This is a genomic window from Streptomyces sp. NPDC054866 (assembly GCF_053610745.1).
The window spans coordinates 726797-752308 of the sequence record NZ_JBSGZA010000004.1; the positions used below are offsets into that span (position 1 = coordinate 726797).

Here is a 25512-nt window from a genome sequence, read left to right on the forward strand (position 1 = left end):
GCCACCCACGTGGCGTCAGGCTGTGCGCTGCACGCTGTGCGCGACGAAAGGTGAGGCCCATGAGTTACACGGCAGGGCAGGCCTCCGGGTCCGCGGGGACCACAGTCCGCAGGCTGCATCACCACGACCGGCCCGGGCTGCTCGTGCCGAGCGAGCTGCGGGCCCAGCACAAGGCGCTGGTGGAGCAGATCGGCAGACTGGGCCGCCTGGTGGAGGTCGCCGAGTGGGCCATGGAGGTGCGGCAGACCGGCGTGCGGCTCAGCCCGCAGGAGCGGTTCGAGGTGTTCGGTGAGATCACCTTCGAGCTGAGCTACGCCACCGAGGCCGGCCTCAAGTGGGAGGGCCGCGCGGGGCATCGGAGGCGATGAGCCGGGCCGCCGCCCACTCCAAGGAGGACTGGGCCCGGCCCATGGGCCAGGCGGCGGCCTGGCCGACCGAACTCGTCAAGGCTCGGCTAGGTCCTCATCACCTCTCCGCCCACCACCACGACCTCGGCCTTGGTCCCGGGGATGTCCTCGGGGCGTGCGCGCAAGATGTCCCGTGACAGCACGACGAAGTCGGCCAGCTTGCCGACCGTCAGTGAACCCCGGTCGTCCTCAAGGAAGTTGGCGTACGCGGAGCCCATCGTGTAGCCGTGGACGGCCGTTACCACGTCGAGCGTCTCGTCGGGCTGCCAGGCTTCGCCGCCGCCGAGGGGGCGGCGGGTGAGGGCGGTGTAGATGCCCGCCATCGGGTCCATCTCGGCGACGTTCCAGTCGCTGGAGAGCGCGAGGACCGCCCCCGCCTCGTGCAGGCTCCGCATCGGCCAGGCCTTGTGCCACCGGTCGGCGCCGATGTTCTCTGCCCAGTCCTGGCCGGGGCCCGCGATCTCGGGGGCGCAGTGGCGCGGCTGCATGCAGGCCACGACACCGAGTTCGGCGAAGCGCGGGGTGTCGGCGGGGTCCAGGCACTCGACGTGCACGACCTGGTGGCGGGCGTCGCGCGGACCGTTGAGGGCGCGGGCGTGCTCGACGGCGTCGAGGACCGTGCGGATGCCCCGGTCACCGGTGGCGTGCACGAAGCACTGGAAGCCGCGGGCGTCCAGCTTCGCCAGCAGTTCCGCGAACTCGTGCGCGGGGTAGAACGTGTCGCCCCGGTGCCGCCCGCATCCCGAGTAGGGCTCCAGGAGCGCGGCCGTGCGGGGCTCGACGACGTCGTCGATGTAGAGCTTGAGCGGCCCGACCCGCAGCCGGTCGTCCGCGAACCGCCGTGCGGCGTCCGCGAAGTCGTCCAGGTCCGCGTCGGACGTGCCGCGGGGATGAAAGAGCGCCGCCACGATGCGCGAGCGCAGTCGCCCTTCCGCTCGGGCGCGGGTGAAAAGTTCCAGGTCGTCCAGGGAGTTCTGCGGTTCGACGACCGTGGTGATGCCGAAGCCGATCGCGTCGTCCAGGCTCTTGGCGAGGCGCCCGTACTGCCGGTCGGGCGACGCCCACGGCAGACCGAGTTCGCGCAGCGCCCGGTGCCCGTCGCGGGAGAGCCCCTTGACCGCGAAGTCCTTGATGAAACCGGTGGGTTCACCCGTCGCCGGGTCGGTCTCGGCGCGGCCGAACGGCAGCGACGTACGGTCGCGGTCGACGCCGAGCCGGCGCAGGGCTGCCGTGTTGAGCCAGGCGGTGTGGACGTCGTAGCTCAGGACGAAGGCCGGGGTGTCGCCGGTGACGGGATCGAGGTCGGCGGCGTTCGGCATACGGCCGCCGGGGATCGCGGAGTAGTCGAACGCCTCCGCCTCGATCCAGTCGGCGTCGGGATTCTCGGTGCGCCAGGCGCGGACGCGGTCGTGGATCTCGTCGAGGGTGCGGGCACCGGCGAGTTGTACGCAGGCGTCGTCGGAGCCGAGGCGCACGTGATTGTGGGCGTCGATGAAGCCGGGCAGGACCAGGCGCCCGCCGCCGTCGACGACCCGTGTGCCCTCGCCGGTCCAGGAGTCCGCTTCCGCGTCGGGTCCGAGCCATGCGATGCGTCCGTCGACGACGGCGAGCGCCTCGGCGGAGGGGAGGTCCGGGTCGACGGTGTGGATGCGGGCGTTGCGCAGGACGAGATCCGCGGGCCTGGGGGTGGTGCTGGTCATGAGAGGTGAACTCCTGGGGCGGTACGGGTGGTTCGAGTCGTACGAGAGGTGCGCGAGGGATGTCTCATGTCGAGACCGGCAGGGATGAGGAAACGCTGCGGCGGGCCAGCGCCCAGTACGTGAGTCCGGCGACGACCGAGCCGAGGAGGGTGAGATCACCGCCGCCGAGCGGCGCGACCAGCGGCCCTGTCCACAGCTCCGAGTCGCAGGTCAGAGCGGCGAAGGCCATCCCGGTGACCAGGGCGGCCATCCCGGCGGGGTGGAAGCCCGCCCGGTACCAGTAGGCGCCCTCGCGGCCGGTGGTGTGCAGAGCCCCGGTGTCGTACCGGCAGCGCCGCAGGAGCATGTCGGCGAGGAACACCCCGCCCCACGGCGCGAACACGATGATCAGGAGGGAGAGGAAGCTGAGCAGCGACTCGGTGAAGTCGGTCAGGAACAGCGCGCCGAGCGAGCCGAGCGCCGTCACGACGATGCTGATGACGATGGCCTTCGCCCGGCCCCAAGGGATGCCGAGCACCTGGAGGTTGAGGCTTGAGGAGTAGAGCGTGAGGATCGAGTTGGTGACCGAGCCGCCGAGCACCAGCACCAGGAACACCGGCTGGAACCACCCCGGAAGCAGCTTCTCCACCCCCGCGACCGCGTCCGTCATGTCGGCCTGCGTGGCGGCGGCGACGCCCGCGACACCGAGCGCCACGGAGGAGACGAGACCGCCCAGCGCGCCGCTGACGGTGATCGACCGCAGCGAGGTGTCCCGCGGCAGATAGCGGGTGTAGTCGGCGGGCATCGGCAGATACGAGAACGGCCCCGCGAGCATCACCACGAACGCGAGCGTCCAGCCGGAGAAACTCGCCCCACCGCCCCCGGCCGCACCGAACTCCGCGTCGGGCAGCACGAACACGAGCAGCACCCCGAAGCCTGCGGCGAGCACGTAGGCCATCCAGCGCTCGGCGAACTGCACGGTGGCATGTCCCCACATGGCCACGGCGAAGGTCATGGCGAGGGTCACCGCGAGCGCGAGGGCGCGCGCCGCGTCACCGCCCGACCAGCCGAGGTCGGTGAAGAGGGCTTCGAGGGCGAGCGTGCCGACCACGGTGTTGACGATGGTGTAGCCGATGGAGACCACCCAGTTGAGCAGCCCGGCGGGGAAGTTCCCGAGAACGCCGAAGGCGGCGCGCGAGATGACGAGGGTCGCGGTGCCGGTGCGGATGCCGCTGAGCCCGGCCGCGCTGATGACGAAGAAGGAGAGCCCGCCGATCACGACCACGGCGGTGGCCTGCCAGAAGCTGAGGCCGAAGCTGACGGCGAGTGCGCCGTTGATGACGTAGGTGAAGGTCAGGTTGGAGCCGAACCAGAGCCAGAACAGATCCCTGGCGCTGCCGTGCCGGTCCTCGTCCGGGATCGGGTCGATGCCGTGGGTCTCGACCCGGAACACCTCGTCGCTGGTGACGCCGGTGCCGATCCCGGCGGTCGCGGTTCCGGAGGATGTCGTTCCGGCGGTCTTCGTTCCGGTGGTCTTCGTTCCGGCGGAAACCGGGGCCTCTTCCGTCATGCGGGCACCTCACTCTCCGGCACCCAGACTTTGAATGCCGTTCTATGACCTAGAACGGCATTCAAAATGCGCCACGGGTCGTGGAGCCGTCAAGACCCTGCGGGAAATCAGCCGCGGGCAGCGGGGATAAGGTCGGCGGGTGGAGCAGGACGCGGGGACCGGAACGGGAGCAGGCGTGGCACGACGGAGGGACGGGCAGGTCGCGCGGGACCGGATGCTGGAGGAGGCGATGACGGCGATCGCCGAGAACGGCCTCGCCGCACTCACCATGTCCGCGCTCGCCGAGCGCCTCGGCACCAGCGGCGGCCACATCCTGTACTACTTCGGCAGCAAGGACCGCCTGCTCCTTGAGGCGCTGAGCTGGAGCGAGGCCGCGCTGACCGAGGAGCGGCGCGCGCTGCTCGCGGGCCGGGCGGCGCCCGCACGCAAGCTCGACCGTTTCCTGCGGATGTATCTGCCCAAGGGACCGCGCGACCCCCGCTGGATGCTGTGGATCGAGCTGTGGGCACGCGCCGGTGCGAACGCGCCGCTCCGTACGGCCCAGGACGATCTCGACCGCGGCTGGCAGGCGGATCTGGAGGCCCTGCTCACCCAGGGCGCGGCTCAGGAGGCCTTCGCGGTGGACGACGCCGCGGCCCGCGCCGGTGAACTCCTCGCGCTCCTCGACGGCCTGAGCACCCGTGTCGTCCTCGGCCAGCGCGGCGCGGACCGCAAGGGGGCGCTCGCCTCCGCGCGCTCGGCGGCCGAGCGGCTCGTCGGTCGCCCCGAGGCGACAGGTACGTAGCCCGAGCGGCCGAACGGGCAGGTCGTGATGGTCATGACGGGGCCGGAGCGTGGAAGCCTCCAGACATGACCGAAAGCGCGTACCTCTATATGGCGAACCCTCGGATCACGGTCCTTGGCGTCAACCCCGGCCGACCGCCCTTCCGCATCGTGGAGCTCGACGGCGAGGTGGTCGGCGAGGCCAGGGAACTTGTCGACGTCCTGGAGGTGGCCGCTCAGGCGGGCGTCGTCGTGCACGACGTGGACGACCCGGATCTGGTGCGCTGGGTGGGCGGCGACAAGTTCACCTGGAAGCCGAAGGAACCGGCGGGGCCCGAGGAGCCTATGGAATCGATGGAGCCGAACTAGCCGGAGCGGGGCACGCCCGGGGATCGGGGCGGTCGGGCTCGAGGTCGTAGATCCTGTTCAGGAGCTCGGCCTCGTTGCCCGTCAGGCCCGCGCGGCGCAGCGCTTCGTCCGCCTCCGCCATGGGCCCCGCGAGCAGCGAGGCCGCCGCGGCCGGTGAGGGGCCTGACAGCGCGGCACGTGCGGTGTGCAGCAGCCGCAAGCAGGCCTGGGCGGCGGCCAGTTCCGGGGTCGGCGTGCTGGTCATGTCGAGAGCTCCTCTGCGCGTGGTCGGACGGACCGATGGCTCGCACCGGTGGACCCTCCACTCTTGCGCACGGGTCTGACAATCGAGCTCTACGCGGAGCTGGCGCGGCGGGTGAGCCGCAGCGTGAGGCCTTCCGGCATGAGCGTGAGGCGCTCGACGACCCGCAGGCGGTAGCCGGGGTCGGTGTGCAGGTCGTAGCGGCGCAGGAGCAGTCCGAGCACCAAGGTCGCCTCGTGCAGCGCGAACTGACGGCCGATGCAGGCCCGCGCGCCCGTGCCGAACGGCTTGAAGACGTGGGCCGGCCGCGCGCGTACCGCCGAAGGGGCGAACCGGTCGGGGTCGAACTCCTCGGGCCGCTCGCCCCACGCCGCCGGATCGCGGTGCAGCAGCGTGGCGAGGACGAGCGCCCAGGCCCCCTCGCGCATCGGGTGCACACCACCGATCGTCGTGTCGTGCCGGGCCTGGCGCGAGAAGCCGGGCGCGGTCGGCCACAGCCGCAGCGACTCGTCGAGGACGCGCCGCAGATAGCGGAGCTTGGCGACCTGCTCGTACGCGGGCTCATCCGCGTCGCCCCAGATCTCGTCGACCTCGGCCTGGGCGCGGGCGAGGACTTCGGGGGAGCGCGAGAGGTAGTGCAGTGCGAACGACAGGGCGCCCGAGGTCGTCTCGTGCCCGGCGACCAGGAAGGTGATGACCTGGCGGCGGATGTTCTCCGGGGAGAGCCGCTCGCCGGTGTCGGGGTGGGCGACCTCCAGCATCCGGTCGAGCAGATCGCCGTCGCCCGGGCCTGGCGCGGCCATGCGGGCCGCGACCACGTCGTCGACGGTGCGGTTGAGATAGGCCATGTCGGCGGCGTTGCGCTTGGTGGCGCCGCGCAGCAGCAGCGGGGCGAGCGCGGGCGGCACGACGTTGCGGCGCTGGGCGTAGGAGAGCGTGCCGACCATGGCCGACACGAAGGGGTGCGGCCGTGGCCGCTCGAAGGAGCCGAAGTCGTGCCCGAATCCGGTGCGGGCGATCGTCTCCAGGGTCAGCTTCGTCATGTCTCCGGGCACGTCAACGGCCCTGCCGATCTGCTCGCTCGCATCCCAGCGGGCGGTCAGCTGCCGGGCGACGTCCAGCATCAGCGGGTGGTAGCCGGCCATCGCGTCCCGGCTGAAGCCCGGCGCGAGGATGTCGTGCGCAAGCTGCCAGTTGGGCTCGTGGTTGTACGCGGTGAACAGGCCGTCGCCCGCCACCGGCCGCAGGTTGGCGACACCCAGGCCCACGTGTTTGGCGAAGCGCGACTCGTCGGCCAGTTCCGCCACGAGCTCGGCGCCCCAGACGAAGACGATCTCCTTGCCGAACGCCTTGCGGCGGAAGATGGGCCCGAGCCCGCTGCCGATACGCATCGAATCCTGCACCGGCGTACGGACGTTGGCGCCCAGGATGTCGCCGACCAGGGGCAGGCGGCGCGGCGGATGCGGTATGAGATCGAGGCGCGGCCACCCGAGCTCGGCGCTGCGGAACCCTTTGGGAGGAGCCTCCGCACCCTCCGCCACCTCCGCGACCTGCGGTGTCTGTGATGTCTGCGATGCCTGCGAGACCTGCGCCATGTGTGCCATCTCCCTTGTGCCGCAGACCCGTTGAGCCTGTTGTACGCGGATTCAATAAGGACTTCAGTCTGGTCCCGCTGTTGAATCCACGTCAAGTAAGGTGCTCCCATGGCCGCGAACCCGCAGGAGCGCACGCGCCGCAGACTCAGCACCGAGGAGCGCAGGGAACAGCTGCTCTCGGCAGGGGCGCGGCTCTTCGCCCAGAATCCGTACGACGACGTGTGGGTCGAGCGGGTGGCGGAGATCGCGGGCGTCTCACGCGGCCTGCTGTACCACTATTTCCCGACCAAGAGTGACTTCTTCGCCGCCGTGGTGCGGCGCGAGAGCCGGCGCATGTTGCGCCTGACGGCGGCCGTGCCCGGAGTCCCGGTCCGCGACCAGATCGGCACGGGCCTCGACACGTTCCTCGCGTACGTCGAGTCGCACGCCGAAGGCTTTCGCGCGTTCCACCGGGCGGAGGAGACGGGCGACGCCACGGTCCGCAGGATCTATCGCGAAGGTCTCGCGGCCCACGAGGACCAGATCCTCCAAGCCCTGGCCGCGGACCCCGAAACGGCGTCCACTCCCCACGACCTTCCGACCCTGCGCCTGGCCGTGCGCGGCTGGCTCGCCTTCATGGTGACCGTCTGCCTGGAGTGGCTGGAGGAGCCGGAGCTGCTGCCGCGCGCACAGGTGCGGGACCTGTGCGCGAGGGCGTTGCTGGGCGCGATCGCGCCGTGAGGTGACCTCTTCCGCGTCGGGCCAGCGCGCTCAGGCCGCCATCGCCAGCGGCCTCGTCACGGCCACCACCCGTCCGTCCGGCAGCAGCTCGCCGGTGTCGTCGAAGACGATCGTGCCGTTGCACAGCAGGCTCCAGCCCTGTTCGGGATGGGCGGAGAGGATCCGGGCCGCGAGGTGGTCGGGGCTCTCGGCGGGCGGGCACGGGGGCTGGTGGGCGCACATGGTGTACCTCCGGGTGGGGGTCGCGAACCTTGCGCGCGGCCCGGTCTTTCTCGGTTTCTCCTTGTGTGAGTGAAGACTCCGCGGGAGGCGTCAACTCATCGCTCGGAGAGGCTACTTGTGAGCTCAGGTGGGGAGGAAACCGGCCCGGAAGTGCGCCAGGAGTGTGGTACGCGACGACGCGTCCGCGTCCGTCAGGCGGCCCGCCACCCAGAGGAAGAAGTCGTCCGCCTCCGCGTCCATCCAGTCGTACGTCGGGTCGAAGGGGCCGGGATCCGGTGCCGGGTAGGGGAGTTCGAGAAGGGTCGCGCCCCGCGCGTCCTCGACCGTGAAGCGGCGTGTGCCGGCTGACGGTCCTGTGGACTGACGGACCGTCACTGCGCCGCAGTCCCAGCGGCGTCCGCCGAACTGGAGCCAGAGAGTCGGCTCCTCGTCGGAAGGGTCGGCGTACAGCGCCGCTGCCGCCTCCCCGCCCGCGTCCGTGTGGACGAAGCCGTGGCAGCGGCCGGACGCGGGGGAGAGGAGCCCCGTGCGGGGGTCGAGGGTCCACGTCCGGCCGTGGTGGTCGTAATCCTTGAGCAGCATGGAAGTCAGGCGCGCGGCGGGATGCCGAGTTCCTTGTCGACGGCGGCGCTGGTGCGGGTCGCCGCCTCGATGACCTTGGCCCAGCTGCCGTACTTGGCGAACTGCTGGTCCGCCGTCGGGCCGAGGGGGTTGCCGTACTTCTTCATGTTCCGCTGCTCCAGGGCCTCTACCGCCTCCGGGGTCATCCCGGCGCGGGTGATGTCCTTGGCCTCGTTGCGCATGTCGACGAGGACGCGGGCGATCTCCTCGTCGGAGCGGCCCTCCTCGTGCATACGGTCCGCCACGCGCTCCATGGTGTCCAGGAGCTGGTGGTAGCGCAGCCGCACCTCACGTGCCCGCTCCCGCTCCTCCGGAGTCATCTGCCGGATCAGGCAGACCGCGGGGTCCTTGCTGGTGCATGGCTCTTCGGTCGCGGGTGGCGGGGCCTGGAGGCTGATGACGGACGGTGCGTGCTGGGCCGCCGCGTCCGCGTGGGCGTGTGCCGGGGCGAGCAGGGTGCCGCTGAGGGTGGTGAGCAGGGGGAGCAGAAAGAGGACCACGAGGCGGGGGAGGATCCGCGGGGGGATTCGGAGGGTCCGGTGGGTGCGCACGTAAGAACTGTCCTTCGCCTGGGAGTTGGGACGAAGGGGACATTACGGGTGGATAACGGGCGAGGACGGCCACCCTCGCGGCGCGTCCGGGTGACGTGTCCGGGTGATGCGTCTGGGTGACGTGTCCGGGTTCCGCGTCCGGCTAACCGATGGCGTGTCCTAACCGATGGCGTGTCACCTCAGCGCGCCGCGCTCCCCTCACCCGCGGCCGGCCGCAGGCTCAGCGCGTGCAGCGCCAGCTGCATCTCGAACTGCGCCACCGGATCGTGCAGCCGGTCGCCGAACACCTCCTCCAGCTGCCGCAGGCGGTAGCGGACCGTCTGCGGATGCACCGCGAGACGCGTGGCGACCTCGCTCGCGTTGTGCCCGCACCGCAGCCAGCACAGCAGCGTCTCGGCGAGGCGCTCCCGCTGCGGTGAGCGCACCTCCTCCAGGGGGAGCAGATGCCGCCCCGCGAGCGCGTCGACCAGGGCCTCGTCCTGGAAGAGCAGCAGCGTCGACAAGTGGTCGGCGCAGTGCAGCAGGCCCGCGCGGGGCAGGATGCCGCGCCGGGACAGGTCCAGGGCGTCCAGCGCCCAGCGCAGCGAGCGCGCGCCCTCGTGCAGTGCGACCGTGGGACCGATCACCGCACGCAGCCCCTGGAGCGCCGCGGCGATGGAGCGGGCCCGCCCCGGGCCCTCCGGGTCGGGCACCACGATGCAGCCGGGCTGCTCGGAGAAGCGCGCGAGGAACTCCGGCGGCACGATGGGCCTGATGGTCTCCGGGGTGAGGACGTGGTCGATGACGACGACGGCCACCTCGCGCGGGATGGGCCACTGGGCGGTCTGCGCGAGATCGGCGATGGCCTCCGCCGACGCCGGGGGATCGGCGGTCAGCAGATCGATGAGGCGCGCGCGGCGCTGCTGCAGCTCGCCCGCCGCGTGCAGCCTGGCCTCGGTGTAGCCCGCGGTCGTCGCCGCGGCCATCTCGTCCAGATGCACGAACAGCGCCTCGCCGAAGGCCGCGAGGACGGTGTGCGGCAACAGGTCGGCGTTGACAAGGGCGTTGACCCGGCGCCACGTCACGCGTGCGCCGAGGCGCAGCGCCGACTGGAAGGAGTCGAGACTGCGGCCCTCGTCCGCCTCGCCCCTGCCGATGTTCTGGTAGGTGGCCTTCACCGACTCCCAGTCGGTGTCCGGGTGGGCCATCCGGGCCAGGAACCCCTCAAGGGCCTGCTCCACACCCCGGTTCACGACATGCATGTACGTGTCGTCGGTGGGGCGGGCGTACTCCGGTATCTCCGTGCGGATCGCCCGCACCACCTCCGCGGTGATGTCGTCGAGGAACGGCCTCACGTGATCGTGGAGGCCAGAGGGGAAGGCCCTGAACGCGGCGTACGACTCCTCCGCCGGGGTGCCCGCGGACGCGGGGGTCGGGGGTATGCCGCCGGGCAGCGTCGAACCGTTCACCATGAGGTGCTCCCTCTGCGGGCGGGGGACAAAGGCTTGGTGAAGATACCGCCACGGGTGCGCGGCGGCCCGTCGAGTACGGACAGACATGATGCTGCCTCCTGCCGCCCGGGTGGCAAGAGGCATCGGGTGCGAACTAGCTCACGGCAGCATGCAGTTGCCGTACTCCGGTCTGCCTTCGAACGAGCTGTACGGGACCTTCCAGGCGCGCATCGCGATGTTGCCCGCTACGTGGGCGAGTGCGGTCACACCCCGTCCAGGAACGCCCCAGTCCGTGACCCGCTCGCCCGCGCGATCTCCTTCGGCGCGCCCTCGGCCACGATCTCGCCGCCCGCCGCGCCGCCTTCGGGGCCCAGGTCGACGACCCAGTCCGCGGCGCGGATGACGTCCAGGTTGTGCTCGATGGTGATGACGGTGTTCCCGGCGTCGACCAGGCGTTGCAGGACGCCGAGCAGGCGTGCCGTGTCGGCGGCGTGCAGGCCGGTCGTGGGCTCGTCCAGGAGGTAGAGGGTGCGGCCCGTGGCGCGGCGCCCCAACTCCTTGGCCAGCTTGACGCGTTGGGCCTCGCCTCCGGAGAGCGTGGTCGCGGGCTGGCCGAGCTGGAGGTAGCCGAGGCCGACGTCCGACATGCGCTGGAGCCGCGTCGCCGCCCCCGGCACGGCGGCGAACACCGTCAGCGCTTCGTCGACGGTCATGTCGAGAACCTCCGCGATGTCGTGTCCGCCGTACCGTGCGGCGAGCACATCGGGCTTGAAGCGGCGGCCACGGCAGGCGGGGCAGCGCACCTCCACGTCGGGCAGGAAGTGCATCTGCACGGTCAGCACCCCCGCCCCCGTGCACCGCTCGCAGCGGCCCCCCGCCACATTGAAGGAGAAGTGCCCCGCGGTGAGCCCCCGTCGACGTGCGTCGGCGCTCGCCGCGAACGCCTCCCGGATCGGCGTGAACGCGTCCGAGTACGTCGCCGCGTTCGACCGAGGCACCCGGCTGATCGCCTGCTGGTCGATGGTCACGACCTTGTCGACGTGCTCCCAGCCCTCGATCCCGTCGTGGGCGCCCGGCGCGTCGCTCGCACCGTGGAAACGCTGCCGAGCGGCACGCCCCAAGATGTCCAGGACCAGCGACGACTTGCCCGAGCCCGATGGCCCGCTCACCGCGACGAGCCGCCCGAGCGGCAGCCGCGCGGTGACGTTCCTGAGGTTGTGCGCCCGCGCCCCGCGGATGATCAGCTCGGCACCCGACGCGGGCGTACGGAGCGCGGGCAGAGGCATCGCGAGGCGCCCGGAGAGATAGTCACCGGTGACCGAACCGGCGGTCGCCGCCACCTCGTCCGGCGAACCTTCGGCCACGATGTGCCCGCCGGCGCGGCCCGCGCCGGGACCCACGTCGACGACATGGTCGGCCGCGCGCAGCACATCGAGGTCGTGCTCGATGACGAGGACCGTGTTCCCCAGGTCGCGCAGGCGGCGCAGGACGTCGACCAGGCGGGCGGTGTCCGCGGGGTGCAGCCCGATGGTCGGTTCGTCCAGGACGTACAGCACGCCGGTGAGGCCCGAGCCGAGCAGTGCGGAAAGGCGCAGGCGCTGGGTCTCGCCCGCCGAGAGGCTGGGTGTGGCCCGCTCCAGGGTCAGATAGCCGACACCGACGTCGACGAGGCGGCGCACGCGCTCCCGCAGATCGTCCACGATCGGCTCGGTGACCTGCCACGCCTCGCTGTCGGTGACGTACTCCCGCAGGCCTTCGATCCACCCGGCGAGCTCGTCGAGTGGCAGGCGCGCCGCGTCGACGATGGTCAGCCCGGCGACGGTGACCCGTCGGCTCTCGGGGCGGATGCGGGTGCCGTCGCAGTCCGGGCAGACGTCGTTGACGAGGAGCTTCTCCGCCTTCTCGCGGTAGGCGGCGTCGTCGATGCGCTCGGCGTATCGGCGCAGCATGTTCGTGACCACGCCCTCGAAGCGTCCCCGGCTGACCGTCGCCGGTGGTGCGGCGTCCGGGAAGTGGCGGCGGAACTGCTCGCCCTCCACGCCGTGGAGCAGCAAGTCCCGCTGTTCCTCGCCGAGTTCACGTACGGGGGTCTCCGCGTCGAAGGTGAAGCCGTAGTGCTCGCCGGCGGCGCGCAGGATAGGGATGTTGCGCGTGGTCAGGGCGGGGAGCCAGCCGAGCACGGCGCCCCCGGCGACGCTCAGGCCGTCGTCGACCAGGCGGTGCACATCGGCCCGGAAGACGGTGCCGATGCCGGTGCAGGTGACGCAGGCGCCGGCGGGCGTGTTGAAGGAGAACGTGCCCATCACCATGCCCGGAACCGGCGCCCCACAGTGCGGGCAGGGGAGTGCGGGCTGGTCGTCCGGCGACCCGTCGGCGGCGGGTTCGGTCCCCGACGGTTCGTCGTCCCAGAGTTCGTCGCCGCTCACGTGGTAGGCGGGTGGGACGTCCTGCCCGCACGACGGGCACGGCCGGTGACCGATGCGCGCCCACAGGAGACGCAGATACGTGAAGACCTCGGTGACCGTGCCGACCGTCGACCGGGGGCTGCGGTTGGTCAGATGCTGGTCGACGCTGATCGACGGCGAAAGGCCGGTGATCGAGTCGACCGATGGCTTGCTCGCGAAGGTGGTGACCAGGCCGAGCGACTCCAGATACTGCCGCTGGCCCTCCCGGTGCAGGGTGTCGAAGGCGATCGTGGACTTGCCGGAGCCGGAGAGGCCGGTCAGGACGACGAGCTGGTTCTTGGGGATGGTGAGCGAGACGTTCTTGAGGTTGTGAAGGCGCGCGCCCTTGATGCGGATCGCATCGGCATTGTCGGTGCTTGCGTCCATCGCAGTCGCAGTGCTGGCATCCATGCCTTCAAGTGTTCCATTGAAGCGCTTCTTGAGGCTTTGGAGCGAGAGAGGCCGTACTTGGCGGGGGCCCGCTCGGATAACCTTCAACTGAGCACTTCAACTCCGTACTTCGACGCCAGTCAGGGGAGGTCCCTTCATGAGCCGAGCCGAGACGGCGCTGCGCCCGGTGGATCTGGCGCGGGCGGCCGGTGTCTCGACCCAGCAGATCCGCAACTACGCCGACGCGGGCATCCTGCCGCCGACCCCGCGCACGCCCGCCGGATACCGCAGGTTCGGCACACGCCACCGCGACGCCCTGCTCACCTATCGCGCGCTCGTCCCGGGCTACGGCCTCGACACCGCCCAGGCGATCATGCGGGCCGTCCACGCGGGAGACCTTCCGCAGGCCCTCACCCTCGTCGACGCCGGGCACGCCGACCTGCACCAGCAGCGGCTCTCGCTCCGGGCCGCGGGCGAGGCACTGGAAGCCGTCGCGAAGGAGACCCCGGACGACACCCCTGCGCCCGCCACGCCACCGCACCTGCGCATCGGCGATGTGGCCGCCCGCCTCGGTGTGCGCACCTCCGCGCTGCGGGTGTGGGAATCGGCGGGCCTGCTGAAGCCGCGGCGTGAACCGGGCACGCACTACCGCTGGTTCAGCCCCGCCGACGTACGCGACGCCCGCATCGTCAGCATCCTCCGGCAGGGCCACTACCCCCTGCCGCAGATCCACGCCGTGCTCGATGGGCTGCGCGAGACGGGCAGCCCCGACGCGCTCCGTGCGGCCATCGAGCAGCGCCTCGCGGGCGTCGCCACGCGCTCGACCGCCATGCTGGCCGCCTCTGGCCGGCTGCATCAGTACGTGACGGATGATCAGTACGTGAAGTGACAGAGGTTGTCAGTCACGGGCGGCTCGGGCTCAGCGCACCGTCACGTAGACCGTGGGCGAGATGGCGCGGCCGCCGACGATGCGCAGGGAGTTGCGGCCCTTGAGGCCGAGCTTGACCCGCATCTTGTACGCGCCGTTGCGCGCGGTGTACACCGACGCGGGCAGCGAAACCCAGCGCTTGCCCTGCTTCTGCTGAAGCGTGACGCGGGTGCCGGGCCGCATGTTGCGGCCGACTCCGTAGATGTAGAAGTCGCGCCACGCGCGCACGCTGGCCACGGTCGACTTCGCCGTCAGTGTCGGACGCGGGGCCGCGGTCGCGGCGGCCCCGGGTGCGTGTGAGGCATGCGGGCTCACGGCGCCCGCGCCGGGCGCCGCGGGGCCCGCCAGGACGGCGAGGGCCGCGATTCCCGCCACCGACGTGTACTTCACCGACGCGTACTTCAGCTTCAACCGATTCACACGCTCGCTCCGTTCGCTCACTTCCGGGTCGGACCATGTGTAGACCGCAGGAAGATGAACGAATCAGATGGCTGGGCTTCTTCTGCTCATGTTGACCCGAGTGCCTCAAGTGCCCGGTGGATTCCACCCGCACGGAGGGGGCCACTCGACTCCGCCGAGCGCGGGGCCGTGTTCGATCGCGGTGATCAGCTGATGTACTGAGGCGGCGCCGAGCGGTCCTGCCACGGAGACGGCCCCGGCGAGCGCCTTGTGCGCGCGGCGCCAGGCCCGGCTGCGCCGGCCGCGCAGATGCTCGACGAGGGCGTGCGCGTACTGCGTCATGGAGCGCGTCCATATGTCGTGCCGCGTCTGCGTTCCGGCCGACGCGCGTCGGACACTGCGCAGGGCGTCGGCCGGGCGGACGCGTGCCTGGGCCACGGCGAGCTGGGCCCAGCTGACCGCGGCGGGCGGGCCGTGGTCGGCGTGGGCGGGGACCGTGTGAGCGGCTTCCCGCAGATGTTCGATGGCGCGTTCCGTCTCGCCCTCGCGCAGCGCGATCACGCCTTGTACGTGGGCGACCCGGCCGATGGTCGCGTCGTCACCGGAGAGAACGGCCACGCGCCAGGCCTGGCAGAGAAGTTCCTCGGCCTCGGCCTCCGCCTCCGGTGCGCCGGTGCACGCCGCGAGCCAGCCCGCCAGCCACAGGGCCCTCCCACACCCCAGGGTGTCCGTGCGGCCGAGCGGCAGCAGCCGCCGCAGATGCTCACGCCCCTCGGCGGCGTGCCCGCACACCGCCCACCAGAACCACAGGTCCACGACCATGGCGAGGGCGGAAGCACCCTGGCCGGCGGTGTGCGGGGCCCGCTCCAGCGCGGCCCGCAGGTCGGTCTCCTCGTCACGCAGCAGCCGGGTCGCCTGCTCGTGCCGTCCGGTGCTCCACAGCTGGTGGGCGGTCGAGGCGACGGTGCGGTACCAGGCGAGGTGACGGGTGGTCGCCGCCGCGGACTCTCCCACGGATTCCAGGCGTTCGCCGCCGAACCCGCGGGCCGCCGCAGGCAGCCGATAGCGGGGCTGCAGCACGCCGCCGGGGTCACGCACCGGTTCGAGCACCGAAGCCAGGACGAGCCGCGCGAGGCAGGAGGCCACAAGCTCCCGGTCGAGGCCGCCGCCCGCGCACACGTGGACGGCGGCGTCCTCGTCGAACTCGCCCGCGAAGACGCTGAGCCGCGCCCAGACGCTGCGCTCGGCCTGCCCGCACAGCGCGTAACTCGCGCCCACGGCGGCCCGTAAGGACCGGTGCCGCCGCAAGGGCGCCTCCGGCTTGCCGAGCCACCCCTGGGCGGGCCGCAACATCCGGGCGAGCTGCGCGGGCGGATGCAGGGCGGTCTGCGCCGCGGCGAGCTCCACTGCGAGCGGTACGCCTTCCAGCCGAGCGCAGATGTCACTCACGGCGCGCAGTTCGGCTTCGTCGGGCGCTGGGGGAGAGGGGGCGGGCTGCGCAACCCCCCGGTGCTGCCGTGCACCGCGCGCCCGCTCCATGAACAGCTCCACCGCGGGCCCCGGCTCCGCCTCCGTCCCCGGTGCGCCGACGGGAAGCGGCTTCAGGTGCAGCACCAACTCCTGCCCAAGGCCCAGCGGTTGACGCCCGGTGGCGAGAATACGGACGCCGGGCGCGAGCAGCAGCAGCGACTGCACCAGACGTACGCACTCGTCGCGTACGGGATCGAAGTCATCGAGAACGACGAGCACGCGGCGCCCCCGAAGCCGACAACCAAGCTCCCACTCCCCACTCCCGCCCCACACCCTGACGCTCGGCTCACCTCCGTTTGCGGGCGACCCGTGCACACCCCTGTCCGCGGGCGGCGCATGCTCACCTCCGTCCGCGGGCGGCCGTTGCTCATCGGCGCGCGCGGAGGGCGTGCCATGCTCGCCGCCACGAGCGGCAGCCGTGTCCTCCTCGCTATGCGCGGTGGGAGTGTCTTCCTCACCGCTATGCACGGTGGGAGTGCCCTGCTCACGCCTGCCCGTGGCGGTCGTGCCTTGTTCGTGGGCATCCGCGGGGGGCGTGCTTTGCTCACGACGACATGCAGCGGAGCTGCCCTGCTCGCCCTTACCCGCAGTGGGCGGACCTTGCTCACCGCCATCCGCGGTGGGCCGACCCTGCTCACCGCCACGCCCAGCGGACCTGCCCCGCTCACCACCCCCCGCATCGCCCACGCCCTCCCCAGCTTCGTCCGCCCAGGGTGGTGGCTTCCCCTCAGCTCCGTCCATCTCACCGTCCATGGCCTCGACCACCGCCCGTGCCACCGACTGGCCCCGCGCAGGGGCGCCGTCCCACCACCGCACCATGATCACGCCGTCCGGCAGCTGGCTGCCCACCGCTGCCGCGGCGTGCGCCGCGAGGGTGCTCTTGCCGACGCCCGCGCTGCCCGTCACCGTCACCAGCCTGCTCTGGGCCAGCAGGCGGCGGAGTCTCGACAGTTCCTCGGTCCGGCCCATCAGGCCACCCCCGCGAACACGCATCAGCCCCGTCATCCCCTTCACGCTCGGGCCCGCCCCTACGCCACACTCGCCGTGCAGAATCGTCACTGCAACGAATTCGACAGATCCTCTAACTCCGTGGCTCGATCTGGGTTACGGGGCGAAGGGCCGGGCCGCCGGTCAGGCAGATGAGCCTCGTCGGCGTCCTTTCCGACGTGACCAAGAACGAGCCGGAGCAGCCGGCCAACAAGAGACCGGCGCCAGAGAGTCCGGCGCAGGAGCGGCTCTCCGCCGGTGAGACCTGGCGGGCGCTCTACCGCTACTTCCGCCCGCACCGCTGGGTCGTCGCGCTCGGCGCCCTCTGCACGCTGATCGGCGCGGCGACCGGCCTCGCCCAGCCGCTCGCCGCGAAAGCCCTCGTGGACCGGCTCGGCAGCGACGACTCGATCGCCGGGATCATCCTCCTGCTCAGCGCCCTCGTGGTGCTCGGCACCGTCATCGAGTCCATCGGCGCGTACGTCCTTGAACGCACCGCCGAATCCGTGGTGCTCTCGGCCCGGCGCACCCTGATCGGGAGGCTGCTGCGGCTGCGCCTGCCGGAGGTGGAGCGCACCCAGCCCGGCGACCTGATGTCCCGCATCACCTCGGACACGACACTGCTGCGCGCGGTCACTACGCAGTCCGTGGTGTCCGCCGTCGCGGGCGGGCTCACCTTCATCGCGACGATCGTGATGATGGCCCTCATGGACGTCGTCCTGCTCGGCGTCACCCTCGGCGTGATCGTGCTCATCGGCGGCGCGGTGGCCCTGGTGATGCCGAAGATCGCCCGGGCGACGGAACGGGCCCAGGAAGCGGTCGGCACCATCTCGACCGCGCTGGAGCGGGCGTTCGGCGCGTTCCGCACGCTGAAGGCCTCGGGCGCCGAGGAGCGCGAGACCGCCGCGGTGCAAGCCGCCGCGCAGGAGGCCTGGCGGCACGGGGTGCGGTCCGCCAAGTGGCAGGCGGTGGCCTGGAGTTCGGTCGGCTTCGCCGTGCAGGTCTCGTTCCTCGCCGTCCTCGGCATCGGCGGCGCACGCGTCGCGTCCGGCGCCATCTCCGTCTCGACGCTCGTGGCCTTCCTGCTCTTCCTCTTCTATCTGATCGACCCGGTGTCCCGTCTCGTCGAGGGCGTCTCGCAGTACCAGGTCGGCTCCGCGGCCATCGCGCGGATCGTACGGGCCGAACGTCTGGAGACGGAGGACGTCACCGAGACCGCGGAGCCCACGGGACACCACGGCCCCGCCGCCGTCACCTTCGAGGACGTGACCTTCCGCTACCGCGACGCCCTTCCGTACGTCCACCACGGCGTGAGCTTCGACATCCCGGGCCCCGGCATGACGGCCTTCGTCGGCCCCTCGGGCGCGGGCAAGACCACCGTCTTCGGCCTCCTTGAGCGCTTCTACGACGCGACCGGGGGCCGGGTCCTCGTCGACGGCCGCGACGTGCGGGAGTGGCCGCTCGCCGAACTGCGCTCCGTCATCGGCTACGTGGAGCAGGACGCGCCCGTCCTCGCCGGCACCCTGCGCGAGAACCTCCTCTTCGGGGCGCCCGGCGCGACCGACGACGAGATCCAGGACGTACTCGTACGCTCCCGGCTCGACACCCTCGTCGACCGGTTGCCGGACGGTCTTCAGACGCTGGTCGGACACCGCGGCTCCCAGCTGTCCGGCGGCGAACGCCAACGCGTGGCGATAGCGAGGGCGCTCCTGCGCAAGCCGCGCCTCCTGCTCCTCGACGAGGCGACATCGCAACTCGACGCGGTGAACGAACTGGCACTGCGCGACGTCGTCGCCGAGGTCTCACGGGAGGTGACGGTCCTCGTCGTGGCGCACCGCCTCTCGACGGTGACACTGGCCGACCGGATCGTGGTGATGGACGCCGGACGGGTCCGTGCGTCGGGTACCCATGAGGAGTTGGTGGCGGCCGATCCCCTGTACGGGGAGCTGGCGGCGACGCAGTTCCTCGCGACGTCGGCATGATCGCCGAGCCGCTGACAAGGGCTGGCCCCGGACATGACACTCAGGGTTGGATGGCGGGCATGGCCAGTGGACGCAGGCGAGCCGAGCTGTTCGTCGACGAAGAGCGGGACGGGCGGCTCGCCGCGCGCACGACCGGCGACGAGCGGGCCATGCTCGTCGACTTCCTGGCGGCCCAGCGCACGACGCTAGAGCTGAAGTGCGCAGGTTTGGACGCCGAGTTGGCCAGCCGGTCCGTGGAACCCTCCACGCTCTCGCTGCTCGGCCTCGTCCGGCACCTCGCCGATGTGGAGCGCCGCTGGTTCCGGCGCGTCCTCGCGGGTCAGATCGCGCCGCCTCTTTTCGGCTCGGACACGGACCCCGACCAGGACTTCGACGGCGCCGTGCCCGAACCGGCCGTCATCGCCGCCGCGTGGGAGACCTGGCGTTCCGAAGTGGCGTTCGCCGACCGCCTCGTGGCCGAAGCTCCGGACCTGGACATGGAGGGCGACGACAGCTGGCGCGGAACGGTGTCGCTGCGCTGGGTGCTCATCCACATGATCGAGGAGTACGCCCGCCACAACGGCCACGCCGACCTGCTCCGTGAGCGGATCGACGGCGCGATAGGCGTGTAGCCGATGACGGCCTCCGCCGCCCGCAGCTGAAAACGACCCTCCTCAACGGCCCCGGAGAGCATGGGTGACGGCGCCCCTGGACGACCTCATACGCCACAACCTGGGCTCCGGCAAGGGCGCGACCGGGGGGACCTGCTGCGACTCCTGCGCCCGGGCGGCCAGTTGGGCATGGCGACGCGGGCCTGCGCCGAGCAACACCCTTGCGCCGGTGCTCGACTGGGCCCTGACGCGGCTGCATCGGCCGCTGCCCGTCGCCGAACTCGCCGCCCGCGCGGGCATGAGCGTACTCACCTTCGAACGGCACTTCGCCCGCGAGGTGGGCACCACCCTTTTCCACCGCCTGCTCGGCACGACTCCGGGCGCCTGCCGGCGTACCTGTCGCGGCATGCCCGGCTGACGTCGCGCCGAGGCTAGGGCGCGGGCACCAGCCGGGTGACGAGGTCGTGCCATCCGGCGTCCACGCGGGCGAGCGGCATGCCGCGCTCGACGGTCAGGTGGTGCACGAGGACGCTGTCGATGGAGCCGAGCAGGGTGTGGGCGAGCAGCTCGGCATCGCCCGCGACGCCCGCCTGGCGCAGCAGCATCGTGACGTGCGTGAGCCGCAGCCGGTTCGCCGGGACGGCGTAGGTGCGCAGCGGGTCGGTCCGTGAGGAGAGGATCAGTTCGTGGTGGTCGCGCTCGTGGCGGATCAGGGCGGGCCCGAACGCGTGCAGGCGCTCCAGGGGCGGGGCGTCGGGGCCCAGCGGGGCCGGGCCGGAGAGGAAGGCGGCCTGGAGCTGCTGCTCGCGGTGGTCGAGCAGGGCGACGAGGAGTCCGGTGCGGTCGCCGAAGCGCCGGAAGACGGTCCCCTTGCCGACTCCGGCCGCCGCGGCCACCGCGTCCATGGTCAGCTGTGCGGCTCCGCACCCCGCCATCAGCTCTGAGGCGGCTTCAAGGAGCCGCGTGCGGTTGCGCGCCGCGTCGGCCCTGAGCGACGGCGGTTCGCCGGCCGGCGTGAGGGTGAGCTCGGTCGCCCCGCCCGGTGTGCCGGGCGAGGGGAGTGGCGGGGGAACGGAGCCGGTCATGGGTCCAGCGTAGCGCTCCGAACCGCTAAGTGGACCGCGGTCCGGATAGGTGGTACAACTTTAAACGGACCCCGGTCCGCTTGATTCGTATCCCGTATGTGAGTCCGTCCGCACTTTCCAGGAGTTCCGCCATGTCTGTACGCATCCTCGCCCTCGTCGGCAGCCTCCGCGCCGGCTCGCACAACCGCCAGCTCGCCGAGGCCGCCGCGAAGCACGCGCCCGCCGGTGTGGACATCGAGCTGTTCGAGGGCCTCGCGGACGTGCCCTTCTACAACGAGGACATCGACGTCGAGGGCAGCATCCCGGCCGCCGCGGCCCGTCTGCGCGAGGCGGCGGGCAGCACCGACGCCTTCCTGCTCTTCTCGCCCGAGTACAACGGCACCATGCCGGCGGTCCTCAAGAACGCCATCGACTGGCTGTCCCGGCCGTTCGGCGCCGGTGCGATCTCCGGCAAGCCGGTCGCCGTCGTCGGCACCGCGTTCGGCCAGTACGGCGGCGTGTGGGCGCAGGACGAGGCCCGCAAGGCCGCGGGCATCGCGGGCGGCGCGGTCATCGAGGACGTCAAGCTGTCCATCCCCGCCTCCCTGACGCGCTTCGCCGAGACCCACCCGGCCGACGACGTGGAGGTGGCCACGGCCCTCACCGAGGTCGTCACCCGCCTCACCGAGCAGGCCACGCCCGCCGCTGCCTGACGCTTCTCGAACGTCAGCGGATGCTCCATCGGCCGGCCGCACTCCGTGCGGGCCGGCCGTCGCGGCTCCTGGCCCCAGCCTCGGGGATAAGGGGTGGCACTCCCGTGGCCCCGTGCCCGGAGATGGCTAACACCACGTGATCCCCGAGGAGTTGGAATGCCCGGTCACTGAAGCGCGCGTTGACTCGTAGGTCTCCATCGACCTGTCAACCGCGTGCTGCCCACGAGTTGCGGCACGGCGAACCTTTCGCTGCCTCAAGGGGTCCCTGTGCCGTCCGCTTCTCCTGCCGTTCCCGCCCGCCCTCCGTCGGGCCTGTGGCGGGACGCCGACTTCCGCAGACCCTGGCTGGGGCGACCGCCTCGCAGCTCGGGGCGGCCTGCGCGCGAGCCTGCTGCTGGCCGCGGCTTCCGGAAGAGGACGACGTCCCGTGCGAGCGGCCGGCGTCCTAGATTGGGTCTCATGTACTCGACCCAGGTGTCCGGACATGTGAACGCCCCGCGTTCGGCCGTCTACCAGGCGCTTCTGGACGCGGACGCGATCGCGCGCTGGCGCGTGCCGGACGGCATGAGCAGCCATGTGCACACCTTCGACGCCCGCGAAGGCGGTCGGTTCCGCGTCTCGCTGACCTACGACGCGGCGTCCGGCACCGGCAAGTCGGCCTCGCACACCGACACGTACCACGGCCACTTCGCGAAGCTCGTACCGGACGAGCAGGTGGTCGAGGTGCTCGCCTTCGAGACCGCGGATCCCGCCCTGCGCGGCACCATGACCATGACGACCACGCTCGCCGACGCGGACGGCGGAACCGACGTCCTGGTCCTGCACGAAGGGATCCCCGACAGCGTGCCCGCCGCCGACAACGAGACGGGGACGCGCATGGCGCTGGCGAATCTTGCCCGGCTCGTCGAGGAGACGCGGTAGGCGCCGCGCGGCGGCAAGGGCGCCTCAGCTCGCGCGGGCCTCGGTCCGGCCGCGCAGGGCCGCCGCCAGCATCACGGCGGCGAGCAGCAGAAGCGCGGGCGCGAGCGCGGCGGCCGTGCCGTGGTTGAGCTGGAGCAGCCCGCCCGCGAGGGCCCCGGCGAACATCGCGGCGACGGACACGGACCTGCGCACCGACGCCGGGCCGAGCCGGTCGGAGGCCAGGCCCGTCAGGGTGCGCGTGAGGACGGTGGTGGTCAGATCGGGTACGGCGAGCTTGCCGACCACGGCGTTCTGCACGCCCATGCCGAGTGCGAGCAGCACGATCAGGACGTGCTTGGCGTCGGCGGCCAGGTCGAGCAGCAGGGCCGCCGCCACCAGCACGGCATGCGCCCCGACGAGGAGCGCGAAGAGCCACAGCGGCCGCGCGACCCGCGGCGCGATCCGCCCGCCCGCCCACGCGCCCGCCACGAACGCGCCGACCGCGAGGAGCGAGGCCGTCGCGGACAGCTGCACGTCGCCCGCGAGCGCGAACCCCAGGAAGACGACGTTGCCGGTCATGTTGGCGACGAAGACACGGTCGAGGCCGAGATAACTGACGGCGTCGACAAGGCCGGTGACGAAGGTCAGCACGACGAGGAGCGGAGGCAGTACGCCGTGGTGGCCCTCGGTGTCGGGGAAGAGGCGGGCGGCCGACCGGTCGAGCAATGAGTTCATACCGTTTCTTCGGCAGGCACGGCCCGTCGCCCGACCCGCCCGTGCCCGCCGCTCACCTCACCGCCTCCAGGCCCGGCGCACGTCGCCGCGGAGATCCTCACGCACCGCCCAGCGGTGGCCGATGACCATCGCGGCCCGGCGGCGGGTGTCGTACGGGGCCCAGCCGGGATCGCCGGCGCGCGCGAAGCGGATCCACGCGGCGTGCATGCGGGGAGCCAGGTCGGCAGGAGGGCTGCCGGGGCCGAACAGCGCGGCGGGACCGCGCAGTCGGGCCGGGTCGAGACCGAAGACGAAGGGGAGTTCCATCGTGTGGGTGGCGCCGAGCAGCCCGTCGAAGGCGCCGGAGCGCCAGTCGAACAGATAGCTGTACGTGGCGCCGGAGGACCGCTCGGCGTGAGCATCGGCCAGGGCCCAGCTGCCCCTGCCGAACAGCGCGTCGCCCATGACGGCGGAGCGCAGCTGTCCGGGGGTGGCCCCGGGGTGCGCCGCGCGGTAGGTGTCGACGAGCAAGTCCGGTTCGGGATGGGAGCGTTCGGCCGCGGCCCGGACGTCGGGCATCGTCGAGGTGGCGTAGGCACCGGAGGGGACGAGATAGAGGTTGCCCTCTTCGGCGTTGGTGCCGATGAGGAGATCGATGTCGGTGCTGCCGAGCCCGGCCGCGACGGCGTCGGCGGGCTGGCGGTCCGCGACCACGCTGAAGGGACTGAGCCCGATCAGCGGGTCGTACGCGGTCGTGGTCCGCAGGTCGATCCCGCCGAGCCGGGCCGTGGCCTCGACCAGGCGCACGTCGGGGACGGCCTCGAAGGCGTCGGCGCGTGGTGCGATGCCCAGGGCGGCGGCCGCCGCCTTCGTCACCCGGGCGGCCTGTTCGGGCGAGAAGGCGCCCAGGCCGCTGCCGCTCTGCACGATGGCGCGGCGCACGAGGCCCTTGCTCTGCGGCGCGGCGATGACGGCACCGGTGAGGGTGGCGCCTGCGGACTGGCCGAACAGCGTGACCTGGCCGGGGTCGCCTCCGAACGCGGCGATGTTCTCGCGTACCCAGCGCAGGGCGGCGATGACGTCGAGGAGACCGCGGTTGCGCGGCGCTCCGGGCAGGTCGAGGAAACCGGCCATGCCGAGGCGGTAGTTGACCGTCACCAGTACGACGCCGCTTCGCGCGAAGGCGGTGCCGTCGTACAGGCTCGCCCTGGTCGAACCCGCCACGAAGCCTCCGCCGTGCACGAAGACCATGACCGGCAGGGCCTGGAGGCGGTCCTTGCCCTGGCTCCGGCGGACGGGGCGGTCGGGGGTCCAGACGTCGAGGGTGAGGTAGTCGTCCCCGGGGACCCAACCGGGGCCGAAGTAGGGCGACATGTCGATGGCACCGAGGTTCCGCTCGGCCTGCGGCGCGGTCGGCCCCGCCGCCGTCGCGTCCCGGACGCCCTCCCACGGGGCGTGCGGCCGCGGCGCGGCGAAGCGTCCGGTGAGGGCCGGGGGCGCGGCGTACGGAATGCCGCGGAAGACGGTGGCGCCCGCGTGCAGGGCGCCGGCGACCACGCCCTGCGCCGTGGTCACGGTGCGGTTCTCGGTGGTCATGCCTTCGCCTCCGCACGTACGTACGGCGTGAAGGGCGCCCACCCCTTGACGGTGAACGCGTTGCCCGAGCGCTCGACCTCGGCGGCGCCGTGGCCTCCCAGGTGCGCGGGGACGACGAGCGCGTTGTGGTCCGCGGCCCAGCCCAGGATGCGACGGCGCGTGGCGCGGGCGCCGACGGGGTCCTCGCAGAAGCAGCTGTTGTGGTCCGGATCGACGAGCTGGACGGGACTGTGCAGCAGATCTCCGACGAAGACCGCGCGGTCCGTCCCGCTGACGAGGGTGAGCACGCTCGATCCCGGGGTGTGGCCGGGGGCCGCGTCGAGGCGGAGACCGGCGTCGATCCGGTGGCTTCCTTCCCACAGATGCGCCTGCCCTGCCCGGTGCACGGGGGCGACGCTGTCCTCGAAGACGTTCTGGTTCCCCCGGCCGAGCAGCGGCTTGTGACCGTTCTCCGGGTTCCAGAAGTCGTAGTCGTCCTTGGGCAGCAGATAGGTGGCGTTCGGGAAGGTGGGGACCCAGTCCCTGCCCTCCAGGCGGGTGTTCCAACCGACGTGGTCGACGTGCAGATGCGTGTTGATCACGATGTCGACGTCCTCGGGGGCGACACCGGCACGCCCCAGGTCGGCCAGGAAACCGGTGCGCAGGTGGCTCCACACCGGGGAGTACGGGCGCTCCTTGTGGTTGCCGACGCCGGTGTCGACGAGGATGGTCTTCCCTTCGCTGCGCAGGACCCAGCTCTGGACCGCGGAGTTGACGATGTTCGTCCGCGGGTCGAGGAAGTGGGGCGCGTGCCAGGCGTCGTTGTCGCGCCAGGCGCCCTCCGGGGCGGTGGGGAGGAATTGGCCGGGCGTCATGCCGACGGGGCCGTAGTACTCCTTGACGCGGGCGACGGTGATCTCTCCGAGCCGGATCTGTTCCACCTGATCCGCTTGATCAGCTCGATCCCATTGGTTCACTCGCTGTACCTGGTCCATCTGTTCCATCGGGGTGCTCCATGGCCGGGGGACGGGCTTCGGATCACCACCGTCGTCGTGTCCGCTCAGGTCAGCCAGACCCGCCGCTGCCTACCCCGGACAGGGTCAGGCTGCCGCGCGAGGGCCGACGCAGA

The 25512-nt window shown here is 71.8% G+C and carries 24 protein-coding genes and 1 pseudogene; 10 read left to right on the forward strand and 15 right to left on the reverse strand.

The features are described 5' to 3' along the window. Window positions 1-59 precede the first annotated feature (59 nt). Window positions 60-451 (forward strand): annotated as a pseudogene (locus tag ACWGI2_RS23955) (MerR family transcriptional regulator); the annotation flags it as partial. Between the two features lie 3 nt (window positions 452-454). Here the strand turns inward: ACWGI2_RS23955 and ACWGI2_RS23960 are convergent. Together ACWGI2_RS23960 and ACWGI2_RS23965 are read right to left on the reverse strand one after the other, a co-directional pair. After that, window positions 455-2107, reverse strand: a complete 1653-nt coding sequence (locus tag ACWGI2_RS23960; protein WP_453697503.1) for an amidohydrolase — start codon at window positions 2105-2107, stop codon at window positions 455-457. A 64-nt stretch (window positions 2108-2171) separates the two neighbouring features. Next, on the reverse strand, window positions 2172-3656 hold the full coding sequence (locus ACWGI2_RS23965) for a purine-cytosine permease family protein (protein WP_453697504.1): 1485 nt from the start codon (window positions 3654-3656) through the stop codon (window positions 2172-2174). Window positions 3657-3870: 214 nt separating this feature from the next. Between ACWGI2_RS23965 and ACWGI2_RS23970 the strand changes: the two genes are divergently transcribed. Then, window positions 3871-4440, forward strand: coding sequence for a TetR/AcrR family transcriptional regulator (locus ACWGI2_RS23970; protein WP_453697726.1), 570 nt, complete (start codon window positions 3871-3873; stop codon window positions 4438-4440). Between the two features lie 65 nt (window positions 4441-4505). Next, window positions 4506-4787 carry a hypothetical protein gene (locus tag ACWGI2_RS23975; RefSeq protein ID WP_453396345.1) on the forward strand — a complete coding sequence of 94 codons (282 nt, stop codon included), beginning with the start codon at window positions 4506-4508 and terminating at the stop codon, window positions 4785-4787. Here ACWGI2_RS23975 and ACWGI2_RS23980 read toward each other — a convergent pair. Continuing rightward, on the reverse strand, window positions 4762-5031 hold the full coding sequence (locus ACWGI2_RS23980; protein WP_453697506.1) for a hypothetical protein: 270 nt from the start codon (window positions 5029-5031) through the stop codon (window positions 4762-4764). The two genes, ACWGI2_RS23975 and ACWGI2_RS23980, sit on opposite strands and share 26 nt — an antisense overlap. A gap of 89 nt (window positions 5032-5120) precedes the next feature. Next, a complete protein-coding gene (locus tag ACWGI2_RS23985) occupies window positions 5121-6623 on the reverse strand; it encodes a cytochrome P450 (RefSeq protein ID WP_453697507.1) in 1503 nt (500 codons plus the stop codon). Between the two features lie 108 nt (window positions 6624-6731). On the opposite strand from ACWGI2_RS23985, the gene ACWGI2_RS23990 reads away from it, so the two are divergent. Continuing rightward, window positions 6732-7343 (forward strand): TetR/AcrR family transcriptional regulator, encoded by a 612-nt coding sequence (locus ACWGI2_RS23990; RefSeq protein WP_453396348.1) that lies wholly within the window; start codon window positions 6732-6734, stop codon window positions 7341-7343. 30 nt (window positions 7344-7373) lie between these two features. Here ACWGI2_RS23990 and ACWGI2_RS23995 read toward each other — a convergent pair whose 3' ends face one another. The 5 genes from ACWGI2_RS23995 to uvrA all read right to left on the reverse strand — a co-directional run bounded on the left by ACWGI2_RS23995 (window position 7374) and on the right by uvrA (window position 13022). Continuing rightward, the gene (locus ACWGI2_RS23995; protein WP_453396349.1) at window positions 7374-7565 is read right to left on the reverse strand and encodes a DUF5999 family protein; all 192 of its coding nucleotides are present in this window, start codon (window positions 7563-7565) and stop codon (window positions 7374-7376) included. 123 nt (window positions 7566-7688) lie between these two features. Further along, window positions 7689-8147 (reverse strand): hypothetical protein, encoded by a 459-nt coding sequence (locus tag ACWGI2_RS24000; RefSeq protein WP_453396350.1) that lies wholly within the window; start codon window positions 8145-8147, stop codon window positions 7689-7691. 5 nt (window positions 8148-8152) lie between these two features. Then, window positions 8153-8737, reverse strand: a complete 585-nt coding sequence (locus tag ACWGI2_RS24005; RefSeq protein ID WP_453396351.1) for a hypothetical protein — start codon at window positions 8735-8737, stop codon at window positions 8153-8155. A gap of 179 nt (window positions 8738-8916) precedes the next feature. After that, window positions 8917-10188, reverse strand: a complete 1272-nt coding sequence (locus tag ACWGI2_RS24010) for a helix-turn-helix domain-containing protein (protein WP_453396352.1) — start codon at window positions 10186-10188, stop codon at window positions 8917-8919. A 242-nt stretch (window positions 10189-10430) separates the two neighbouring features. Beyond that, window positions 10431-13022 carry an excinuclease ABC subunit UvrA gene (gene uvrA, locus ACWGI2_RS24015; protein ID WP_453697509.1) on the reverse strand — a complete coding sequence of 864 codons (2592 nt, stop codon included), beginning with the start codon at window positions 13020-13022 and terminating at the stop codon, window positions 10431-10433. A 136-nt stretch (window positions 13023-13158) separates the two neighbouring features. Between uvrA and ACWGI2_RS24020 the strand changes: the two genes are divergently transcribed. Next, window positions 13159-13890 (forward strand): MerR family transcriptional regulator, encoded by a 732-nt coding sequence (locus ACWGI2_RS24020; protein ID WP_453697510.1) that lies wholly within the window; start codon window positions 13159-13161, stop codon window positions 13888-13890. 30 nt (window positions 13891-13920) lie between these two features. On the opposite strand, the gene ACWGI2_RS24025 is transcribed toward ACWGI2_RS24020, so the two are convergent. Next, window positions 13921-14349, reverse strand: coding sequence for a hypothetical protein (locus ACWGI2_RS24025; protein WP_453396355.1), 429 nt, complete (start codon window positions 14347-14349; stop codon window positions 13921-13923). 105 nt (window positions 14350-14454) lie between these two features. Further along, window positions 14455-16077 carry an ATP-binding protein gene (locus tag ACWGI2_RS24030; protein WP_453697512.1) on the reverse strand — a complete coding sequence of 541 codons (1623 nt, stop codon included), beginning with the start codon at window positions 16075-16077 and terminating at the stop codon, window positions 14455-14457. A 920-nt stretch (window positions 16078-16997) separates the two neighbouring features. Between ACWGI2_RS24030 and ACWGI2_RS24035 the strand changes: the two genes are divergently transcribed. The 3 genes from ACWGI2_RS24035 (at window position 16998) to ACWGI2_RS24045 (ending at window position 19835) form a co-directional block, all read left to right on the forward strand. Continuing rightward, window positions 16998-18827 carry an ABC transporter ATP-binding protein gene (locus ACWGI2_RS24035; RefSeq protein ID WP_453697513.1) on the forward strand — a complete coding sequence of 610 codons (1830 nt, stop codon included), beginning with the start codon at window positions 16998-17000 and terminating at the stop codon, window positions 18825-18827. Between the two features lie 59 nt (window positions 18828-18886). Continuing rightward, window positions 18887-19438 carry a DinB family protein gene (locus ACWGI2_RS24040; RefSeq protein ID WP_453396358.1) on the forward strand — a complete coding sequence of 184 codons (552 nt, stop codon included), beginning with the start codon at window positions 18887-18889 and terminating at the stop codon, window positions 19436-19438. A 64-nt stretch (window positions 19439-19502) separates the two neighbouring features. Next, window positions 19503-19835 (forward strand): hypothetical protein, encoded by a 333-nt coding sequence (locus ACWGI2_RS24045; RefSeq protein ID WP_453396359.1) that lies wholly within the window; start codon window positions 19503-19505, stop codon window positions 19833-19835. Between the two features lie 13 nt (window positions 19836-19848). Here the strand turns inward: ACWGI2_RS24045 and ACWGI2_RS24050 are convergent, their stop codons facing one another. Continuing rightward, window positions 19849-20502: a TetR/AcrR family transcriptional regulator gene (locus ACWGI2_RS24050; protein WP_453396360.1), complete on the reverse strand. Its 654-nt coding sequence runs from the start codon at window positions 20500-20502 to the stop codon at window positions 19849-19851. Window positions 20503-20633: 131 nt separating this feature from the next. On the opposite strand from ACWGI2_RS24050, the gene ACWGI2_RS24055 reads away from it, so the two are divergent. Both ACWGI2_RS24055 and ACWGI2_RS24060 read left to right on the forward strand, forming a co-directional pair. Next, on the forward strand, window positions 20634-21194 hold the full coding sequence (locus ACWGI2_RS24055; protein WP_453396361.1) for an NAD(P)H-dependent oxidoreductase: 561 nt from the start codon (window positions 20634-20636) through the stop codon (window positions 21192-21194). Window positions 21195-21653: 459 nt separating this feature from the next. Continuing rightward, window positions 21654-22115 (forward strand): SRPBCC family protein, encoded by a 462-nt coding sequence (locus tag ACWGI2_RS24060; RefSeq protein WP_453396362.1) that lies wholly within the window; start codon window positions 21654-21656, stop codon window positions 22113-22115. A gap of 24 nt (window positions 22116-22139) precedes the next feature. Here the strand turns inward: ACWGI2_RS24060 and ACWGI2_RS24065 are convergent, their stop codons facing one another. From ACWGI2_RS24065 to ACWGI2_RS24075, 3 genes are read right to left on the reverse strand one after another with little or no spacing between them, the layout of a single operon-like run. Continuing rightward, window positions 22140-22829, reverse strand: coding sequence for a YoaK family protein (locus tag ACWGI2_RS24065; RefSeq protein ID WP_453396363.1), 690 nt, complete (start codon window positions 22827-22829; stop codon window positions 22140-22142). Between the two features lie 57 nt (window positions 22830-22886). Next, window positions 22887-24404, reverse strand: a complete 1518-nt coding sequence (locus ACWGI2_RS24070; RefSeq protein ID WP_453396364.1) for a carboxylesterase/lipase family protein — start codon at window positions 24402-24404, stop codon at window positions 22887-22889. Then, window positions 24401-25324 (reverse strand): MBL fold metallo-hydrolase, encoded by a 924-nt coding sequence (locus ACWGI2_RS24075; protein WP_453396365.1) that lies wholly within the window; start codon window positions 25322-25324, stop codon window positions 24401-24403. The genes ACWGI2_RS24070 and ACWGI2_RS24075 overlap by 4 nt, the downstream gene beginning before the upstream one ends. Window positions 25325-25512: the final 188 nt, after the last annotated feature.